Source organism: Microbacterium sp. (assembly GCF_030149085.1).
In the GTDB taxonomy this organism is placed as follows: domain Bacteria; phylum Actinomycetota; class Actinomycetes; order Actinomycetales; family Microbacteriaceae; genus Microbacterium.
Window position 1 is genome coordinate 1 of sequence record NZ_JASBSF010000265.1, and the last position, 8,095, is coordinate 8,095.

8 protein-coding genes and 1 pseudogene are annotated in these 8,095 nt (G+C 66.6%); 4 read left to right on the forward strand and 5 right to left on the reverse strand.

The annotated features are described in order from the left end of the window. Both Q1V87_RS10720 and Q1V87_RS10725 read left to right on the forward strand, forming a co-directional pair. Positions 1-957: pseudogene (locus tag Q1V87_RS10720) on the forward strand (helicase); the annotation flags it as partial. Positions 958-1,044: 87 nt separating this feature from the next. Further along, complete coding sequence (locus Q1V87_RS10725) at positions 1,045-1,893, forward strand: DNA-processing protein DprA (RefSeq protein WP_300592483.1); 849 nt, start codon at positions 1,045-1,047, stop codon at positions 1,891-1,893. 38 nt (positions 1,894-1,931) lie between these two features. On the opposite strand, the gene Q1V87_RS10730 is transcribed toward Q1V87_RS10725, so the two are convergent. Genes Q1V87_RS10730 through Q1V87_RS10740 form a run of 3 tightly spaced genes read right to left on the reverse strand, consistent with a single transcriptional unit; the run spans position 1,932 to position 4,395 of the window. Next, positions 1,932-3,338: a DUF2079 domain-containing protein gene (locus Q1V87_RS10730; RefSeq protein ID WP_300592486.1), complete on the reverse strand. Its 1,407-nt coding sequence runs from the start codon at positions 3,336-3,338 to the stop codon at positions 1,932-1,934. Continuing rightward, positions 3,335-3,802, reverse strand: a complete 468-nt coding sequence (locus tag Q1V87_RS10735; RefSeq protein WP_300592489.1) for a hypothetical protein — start codon at positions 3,800-3,802, stop codon at positions 3,335-3,337. The genes Q1V87_RS10730 and Q1V87_RS10735 overlap by 4 nt, the downstream gene beginning before the upstream one ends. Next, positions 3,799-4,395 (reverse strand): RNA polymerase sigma factor, encoded by a 597-nt coding sequence (locus tag Q1V87_RS10740; protein WP_300592494.1) that lies wholly within the window; start codon positions 4,393-4,395, stop codon positions 3,799-3,801. Before Q1V87_RS10740 ends, Q1V87_RS10735 begins: the two co-directional genes overlap by 4 nt. A gap of 183 nt (positions 4,396-4,578) precedes the next feature. Between Q1V87_RS10740 and Q1V87_RS10745 the strand changes: the two genes are divergently transcribed. Next, positions 4,579-5,145 (forward strand): hypothetical protein, encoded by a 567-nt coding sequence (locus Q1V87_RS10745; protein WP_056208535.1) that lies wholly within the window; start codon positions 4,579-4,581, stop codon positions 5,143-5,145. Beyond that, positions 5,142-5,654, forward strand: a complete 513-nt coding sequence (locus Q1V87_RS10750) for a hypothetical protein (RefSeq protein ID WP_300592499.1) — start codon at positions 5,142-5,144, stop codon at positions 5,652-5,654. The genes Q1V87_RS10745 and Q1V87_RS10750 overlap by 4 nt, the downstream gene beginning before the upstream one ends. A gap of 61 nt (positions 5,655-5,715) precedes the next feature. On the opposite strand, the gene Q1V87_RS10755 is transcribed toward Q1V87_RS10750, so the two are convergent. Next, positions 5,716-6,303: a DUF6262 family protein gene (locus Q1V87_RS10755; protein WP_207485727.1), complete on the reverse strand. Its 588-nt coding sequence runs from the start codon at positions 6,301-6,303 to the stop codon at positions 5,716-5,718. After that, the coding region (locus tag Q1V87_RS10760; protein WP_300592506.1) for a tyrosine-type recombinase/integrase at positions 6,300-8,095 on the reverse strand (1,796 nt) is incomplete at its 5' end. The genes Q1V87_RS10755 and Q1V87_RS10760, both read right to left, overlap by 4 nt.

The window sequence follows — 8,095 nt, forward strand, 5'->3', positions numbered from 1 at the left end:
GAGCGGAAGGCCGCGTCGTTAGCGCAGCTCCAGCGCGGCAAGATCAACGCCCGAGAGATCGAGGAGATCGACACCTCCGCGTTGTCCGCAGCAGAGGCCAAGGCAATCGCCTCCGGCAATCCGCTCCTGCTGGAGCACTCCGTCATCCTCAACGAGGTGAACCGGCTCCGCCGCCTCCAGCGCGCGCACGAGCGCAACGAGGACATGCTCGTCCACACCGGAAACCGCGCCCGGTCAGCCGCCGAGCGCGCCGCCGCGGACATTCGCGGGCTGGAAGCCGCTGCCCCGCGGATGATCGACACGAGCGGCGACAGGTTCCGCATCACGCTCGGCGCGCGCGACTACGACTCCCGCTCCGAAGCCGCCCACGCCCTCGCCGCATGGATGGGCGACTCCGGGCTGAAGTGGCTGCCGCGGTACGGGCACAAGGACTTCGGGATCATCGGCCGCATCTCAGGCTTCGACATCCACGTCGAGGCCCGCTCCGGGCTCGCCGCCCTCGATGTGACCCTCTCCCTGCCCGAGGTGCCCCGCTCGGGATTCACGCTGCCGAAGGAGTCATTCCTTGAAGCCGGGCTCGGGCTCGTGCAGCGCATCGAGAACCGCGTCAGCGGCATCCCCTCCCTTCTCGACCAGGCCCGCGAAGACCTGGAAGAAGCCGAGCAGACCGTCGCCGACACCCAGCAGCGCCTCGGCCAGCCCTTCCGCCACGCACAGACCCTCGCCGACGCCGAGGAAGACCTCGCCCGCGTCGAGTCCCAGCTCGCCGCGATGCAGGACGAGCCCCGCCCCGAGCCTGACTCACTCGAGTCAGAGCGCGTCGAGCTAACCATCGAGGCTGTGCGCGGCTACCAGCCGAACCTGGGGTCGCGGGAGGGAGCCGTCACGGTGACGGTCGAACCGTTCGACTCCAGCGATCCGACGCGACAACCCCCGAGCAGTACGCCGTCCCTGTAGCCGCCACTGCCGAGCCGCCTCCGGGCGGCACCACGGGTGCACCTCTCTCGTGAGGCCAGGTGCCTGGACAGCGGAGAGGACGCGAACATGGAGACGATCGAATCGCTCACCACCAATGAGCGGAGCGCCAGGATCGCGCTCGCCATCGCCTTCGAGCCGGGCGAGGCCACCACCGCCGCGGTGATAGCCGCGGTCGGGGCCCAGGAGACACTTCGCCTCCTCACCTCGACCGAGCCTGTCCCCGGCGTCGATACGGAGGCTGCCGCGCTCTGGCGAGACCTCGCCGCTCCCCGGCTCAGGCCCCAGGCGTTCCAGCAGGTCATCGACGCAACCCAGCGTCACCGCCTGCACGTCTCGATCCCCGGCGATCCCGAGTGGCCCGAGGGCTTCGCCATCGGCGGCGTCACCCCGCCGCTGGCGCTGTGGGTGCTCGGTGAGGTCGACACCCTCCGAACCCCCGTCCAGCGGCTCGTCACGCTCACGGGATCTCGCGCCGCGTCGAGCTACGGCGAGTTCGTCGCCGCCGAGCTTGCGACCGGAGCCGCTGAGCGCGGCGGCATCGTCGTCGGTGGAGGCGCCTACGGCGTCGAGGCCGCCGCCCACCGGGGCGCGCTCAACGCGGGCGGTAAGACCATCGCCGTCCTCGCTGGCGGCCTGGACAGGCCCTACCCGGCGGGCAATCAGCAGCTGTTCGAGCGCATCGCCGCGAACGGCGCTCTGCTCAGCGAGATCCCGCCCGGATGCGCGCCGACCAGGCTGCGCTTCGTGCAGCGCGCACGGCTACTCGCCGCACTCTCGGACACGAGCGTCATCGTCGAGGCAGGCGTCCGCTCTGGCTCGCTCCTGGTCGCCGCTCGCGCCGCCACCTTCGGCCGCGATGTCGGGGCTGTGCCTGGCCCGATCACGAGCCTTATCTGGGTGCTGTCAAGGGGGTGAAGCAAGATTGTGCGGGAGCGGCATGTAATCGACGTCAGTTACTGGCAGGCGAGCTCGTACCCGCTGTGCTTGGCGATGGGGCGGTAGGTGGCGCCTGGATGGAGTCGGGTAGCGACCTCAAGAGCGCTGCCCCAGTCGTGTGGTGTGCCTCCGGCTATCCGGTCGATGAGGATGCAGTCCGGGGTGGGGTTGGAGTTTCCGAGCCAGTAGACGTCGTGGTCGTCGACAAGGTAGGACATGAGGCCAATGTCGGTCTCAACAGAGGAGCCAGCAGGAATCGCCTCAAGGATTGTGGTCGCTGCGTCAGCCCGGTCGGGCTGATCCCACGAGTTGGGTGCGAGAAGCGACCATAGCGGGAGTGTGGGTAGGAGCACTGTTGCTGCTGTGACGGCGATCGCGGCGCCGTGGCGGCTATAGCTGCGAAGCCAGGCCCACCGGGCAGTGGGCCCGCGGTTGATGGCATCTAGGAGTGCGACGAACACGATCGGCATGAGGACGGCGCTGTAATGCCAGCTTGGGCCCCAGTAGCCATGGTTGCTTGAGAGGAAACGCCACGCGAGGGTCGGCAGGAGGACGAGCGCGATCGGTGACCGGAGGATGAGCCCGCCGCTGATTACCAGGATCAGGGCGAGCGTGAGTCCTTTCGATGGGTGAAAGAGCCCGCCAGGGTCGCCAAGGAGTGTCAGCGGGTTGGCGTTACTCGCGTACGCCCAGGAACCTTGAGGGTTGAGGAGTGGGAGCACGATGAACACCGCGATCGCGAACCAGCCCACGCCCCAGACCGTGAGCCAGAGCCCAAGCGGCTTACGCGAGCGGTAGGCGACAAGCAGACCGATAATCGCGACGGTGAGGCCGAGATCTTCCTTGACGAAGACCAGGGGGGCCGCCCACAGCACGGTAGCGAGATCGCGGCGCTCGACCAGCGCGCTGAGCGAACAGGTCAGCAGAGGGACCGCGAGGGCGATCTCGTGGAACTGTGCTTCGGCGGCATACTGCAAACCCCAGCTGAAACCGAACGCGAGTCCGATGAGCACGCCGCCCGCGACGGTGCCAAGGCTGCGCGTCGCGGTGCGGGTGAGTATTGCTGCGGCGACCGCGAAACACACGGCTTGAACGGCGAGCAGTGTGAACGCGTGGGGCGCGATCGCGTAGACGGGTGCAATCAGAGCGAGGAGGGGGTGGAAGTGATCGCCGAGGAGGTTGTACCCGTCGCCTTTGATGTTCACGATGGGCGGTTGCATCCGGGCGTAGTTGTCGAGCAGCTGGGCGAAGATGCTCAGGTCCCAGGACTTCACGGTGAACTGCGACCACTGCCATGCTGCGTAGACAACGTATGTCGTCGCGACGATCACCCCGACGACGCACGGCGCTATCCATCCCGTGCGAGTGCGCCGATCGGGCAGCCGCGGCGCCGTGGGCAGCGCCCGGATCGGGGTGATTGTCACCGGAGTGGCTCCAGGCCGAGATCGCTGCACGCCACGCCATCCTCCTCCGGGAATACTGCGAGCGTCCCGTCACGCTGTGAGCAGACAAACAGCTCGGGCACGGGATGGATCCGCCCATCGTTGGGGGGCGGTCCGTCGTTCTCACCACCGAGTACGCCGATACGCCATACGGACTCACACAGGTCGATGGCGCGGGCGACCCGGTCGTCTCCGACCGGCGACGGATCGCCGACCTGCTGCGCGCGGCTCTGCAACGAGGGCGACTCGTAGCAGTACGCGGAGTTGTGCCGCAGTTCCGCGGATGCAAGGGCGATCAGCGCCCCACCTGTGGTGGCAGCGACGAGCACGCCGGCGCCGATGAAGATGCTGACCCGCTTGGGAGACCGGCTCCGGTTGCGGCGTCGCCGGACCTCGCGCATCAGGTTGTCGCGCATCCGGTCGTAGTTCGGCTCGTCAATTGTCATTGGTCTATCTGCTTCCTCAACGCTCCGCGCACCCGGGACAGGCGGTTCCGCACAGCCGAGTGACTGGTGCGGAGCTGGTACGCGGCCTGCTTGTAGCTGAGTCCCTCGATCACGCAGAGCCGAAATACGTCCTGGTCGATCTGCGGAAGGGCCGCAACGATCCTTCCGACCTGTTCGAGTTCCATGTTCCGCGCTGCTTCGGCATCCACCTCGCGCGGGGAGGTGAGATCGTCTGCACTCAGCGCAGTCGTGACCCGCTGCGTCAGACGCCTACTTGCCCGCTGAACGTTGAGGGCAAGGTAGTTTGCGGTGGTCAGCAACCACGGCAGGCAAGATGTGCCGGTTAGGTCAATACGACGGCACTTGCGCCACAACAGCAGAAACGCGTCTTGGGTCACTTCCTCGGCGTCTGACGCGGAGTCCACCTTGCTCCGCGCGAGCAGATACACCGCCCGGACGTGACGGTCATGGAGTTCGCTCAGAGCGGTGTCGTCTCCATCGCGCAGTCGCCGCATCAGTGGCACATCGTCGTCGACATGAGCAGCCGAGGCGAGATCTTGCCGATCCCGGGACGCGCGCGCGGGCTCCGCCACCTGCGACTCCCTCCGGCACACGACTCTTCTCGTACCCCATGTTCCCCCACCGTGTGGGTCGGCCGGGGCGACTGTCCGTTCGGACCAAAGGGTCTCAGTATTCGTCGAGGTCTGGCGTGTGAGCAGCGATCGTCGCAAGGCTCTGAACGAAGATCGCCGATCCGAAGGGAACAGACCAACATCATGAAACGTCCACTCGCCGCCCTCGCCGCATCGTTGCTCATGATCGGAGCCGCCGCCATCACGGCGCCCGCGGCAACTGCCGACACCATCGACCGCACTCAGAGCTGTTGGCAGGAGCTCGACACCGGGAAGTCCCTGTGCGTCGACGCCGACGCCAACCTGGCAGACGCCGTGTACGAGGCATACGGCATCGTCCTGTCCACGCCCGACGGGGCACTCGAAGTCAGCGACGAACTCGTCAACGACTCCAGCAGTGCTCGCTCCGATGTCGCGCCGCTGGCAAGCACCGTGATCGGCATCTTCTACGAGCACAACAACTACGGCGGTGCCTCGTACGCAGCGAGCGTGACCCAGAACGGCTGCTACGGCTATGCCCACGGCTACACGAGCCTCGCCGGGATCGGCTGGGACAACCGGATCACGTCGTTCCGGTCATACTCGAACTGCAAGACCGCGATCTTCGAGAACACCAACTATGGCGGCGCGTCCTACGGTTACTACGTGAACTCCAGCAACGTCGGCGCCGCGATGAACGACCGCGCCTCGTCGATCCGTTGGGCAGCGTGACCCACACCGCCGCGAGGGCGACGACCGTGCGCCCTCGCGTGATCGCCGCGGTTGCAGCGATCCTGTTCGTCATCGCGTCCGTGTGGGCGGGGGTTCCCGCCAACGCGACCGTAGATGATGACCCTCTGAGTGGCTTCACGCAGGCTGAGAGGGATCTGTTCGAGTCCGGTGAGCCGGCAATCCTGACGGTGGACCCCGCAACCGGCGAGTTCGTGGCGATCGATGCCGCGACGTCGCTAGTGCAGCCGTTCGGCGTGGTGCCGAACTGCAGCGGTGACCGGGCCTGCTGGCAGGGCTACCTGTCACCGCACCTGTGGTACGGATTCGACGGTACCGGCGCCAGCGGAACCTGGCCCAACCGGGGCAACTTCAAGAGCAACAACTATCGAGCGAAGCTCTGCTGGTCCTACGCAGGCAACAATCCCTGCATGTCTGGATACAGCGGCCTCAACCAGACAATCACCTTCGGGACTGAAGTGACGGGGAAGAGCGTCGCGCTCACCCGGTAGCCGAGTCAGTGACGTGGGAGCGGGACACCATCGCAAGGGGGTGTCCCGCTTCGCCGTTTCCTCATCGATCACTGAATCTGATGCTGGTGACGTTGGCTGGCTGCCCCGTGAGTTCGCGGATGGCGGTGCGTTCCACCGCGAGATCGTCCTCGAGACTGCGGACTTGTTCGCGTAGTTGGGAAACGGTACGGAGCAGGTCGGCGTTCTGGGCGAGGAGTCGTTCGATCTCATGGCCGCGGTGCTCATAGAGCTCACGCAGTCGCTTCTCGTCGCGGAGCTCGAGCTGCGCGGCGAGGCCGGCGTCGAGCTTCCGGTTCAGCTCGCGGGCTTCACCCTTGAGTCGTTTGATCGTGTTCTGCGCGTTCACCAGGTCCGCGGCGCGTGCCGCGTGGAGGGGGCGGTCGCCTGCGGCTGGGTTTCGTTCCTGATGCCGGCGTAGGCCGTCCATGAGATCAGGACGGCTGTAGAGGAACTGCCGGCTCACGCCGGCCGCGGCTGCGAGGGTGGAGACCGTGAGCGCCTGGCCGTGGGCTGCGGCCGCGTGCAGAGTCGCGGCGACATCACGGTGCTTGCGGGCGCTGGCCTCGGCCCGCGCCTGGGCCAACGCGGCGGGGTTTCCTCGGGGTGGGGTGGGCGTCGTCGTCGTCATATCTCCCTCAGTTCGATGTGTTTCCCGGCGAGGGCTGCGCTGCGGGCGCGTCTCATCACCTCGGACATGGTGGAGATCTCACGTCGCTGGTCCTGTGGGAGCTGCTCGAGGCGTTCCCGCATCGTGGCGAGCACCTTCTCGTAGTCGGCGATCAGGCCGCGCTGCGCGTCCAGCAAGTAGCCGGCGGTGTCGGAGGCCTCCGCGATCCGCAACTGCGACTTCAGCTTCACGATCTCCTTCTCGATCTCTGGGATGTGTGAAGGGTTGGGGCGGAAAAACCCACAGCCCGCGCACTGATACCGCAGCTGACACGCGGTACCGCCGGCGGCGACATTGCTCGGCTCCGCGCAGTCGCCGTAAGGGACCGGTGTGATCTTCAGCTGCATACGCCCGTTCGCGATGCCGACCTGTCGGCCGTGACGATCGTGCGCGAGCGGGGCGAGCGTGTCGACGGCCTTCCGGCGACGTTTCGAACTGACCTGGTAGTAGCCCATCGTGGTGCTCAACGAGACGTGGTCCATGAGCTGCCGCAATACGTCCGGGTCTGTCCCGTTGTCCGCGTGACGTTGCGCGTAGGCGCGGCGGAAGTCGTAGGGCTGCACCGTGGCCAGGTCGAAGTCGACCGGATGCCCGTCAGCGTCCGTCACCGGCCCGGGGACCTGGGGAAGGTTCGCTGCGAACTTGTGCAGGATCTTGCCCAGGTAGCGTTCCCCGATCGGAGGGATGTTCTCGTCCTGCAGCCGGCGCCTCCCGCTCGGGAACAGGTACGGCGATCTGATGCCGCGCTCGGTGCGGATGCGCTCCCACCGCCGGATCGACTCGACGACAGGTGTCTCGACGGGGAGTTCCTTGGTCGCGCCGCCGGTCTTGTGCGCCGTGTAACGCAGCAGCCAGCCGCCGTGCCGATCCTGAACGAGACAGTCCGTCCGCAGCGTCGCGATCTCTGCCGGCCGGCGGCCGGTCTCCATGAGCAGTTCGAGCACGCACCGATACATGTCGGAATGGCGACCGATGTCGAGCTGGTCTGTGTGGCTTCGCAGATGCGCGACGACCACTGCAGGGGTCACCCGATCGCTTTCGACCTTCTGGTCGCCTTTTCCGCGCAGGGTGCGGCGTTTCTGCGCGGCGTAGTTCTGCGCGAAGCTCTCCGGGATCTCATCCCAGACGCCGAACCGTCGTGCCAGCCGGCAGAGCTCCCACCAGACCGAATAGGTGAATTTGATCCCCTGCGCCGACCAGCGCTGCTCGAACCGTGCGATGATCGCCGCCATGTCCTCGTAGGACAGTCGCGTCGGATCCATGCCCGCGTCGGAGCGGCGATCGGCCATCACCTGGGATGCCTCGGCGCAGACGTCGAAGCACTTCCGGACTGCCCCACGCGGTTCCAACGTCGCACCCAGCCAGGTGCGGAACGCGGTCGCCAGCCACGGCTGCGTGAGCTGTCGAATGTCCAGCGGTGTGCCACTGAGGTCCGGGTTCCGTGCCGACTGGGTCTCTCGAAGCGGTAGGTCCTGGAGGAAGATCAGGTCGCCTTGGAGCGAGTCGTATTCCTCGAACCGGCGATGCGCCTTCTCCAGCAGCAGCATGCCAACCGCCCGCACTCCTTTTAGGCGGATGGAGTGCTCATGCGACCGGAAGCACTCCAGCAGATCGGTGTGAGGGTCGGCGGCGATGTCGTTGATGAACGGTCGCAGCTTGCTGATCATCACCCGACCCACGCCGCGATCGGCATACTGCTGGATGACGAACAGCAGCTCCGTGCGCAACGGCTCACTCAGCGACCCGAGCGCGA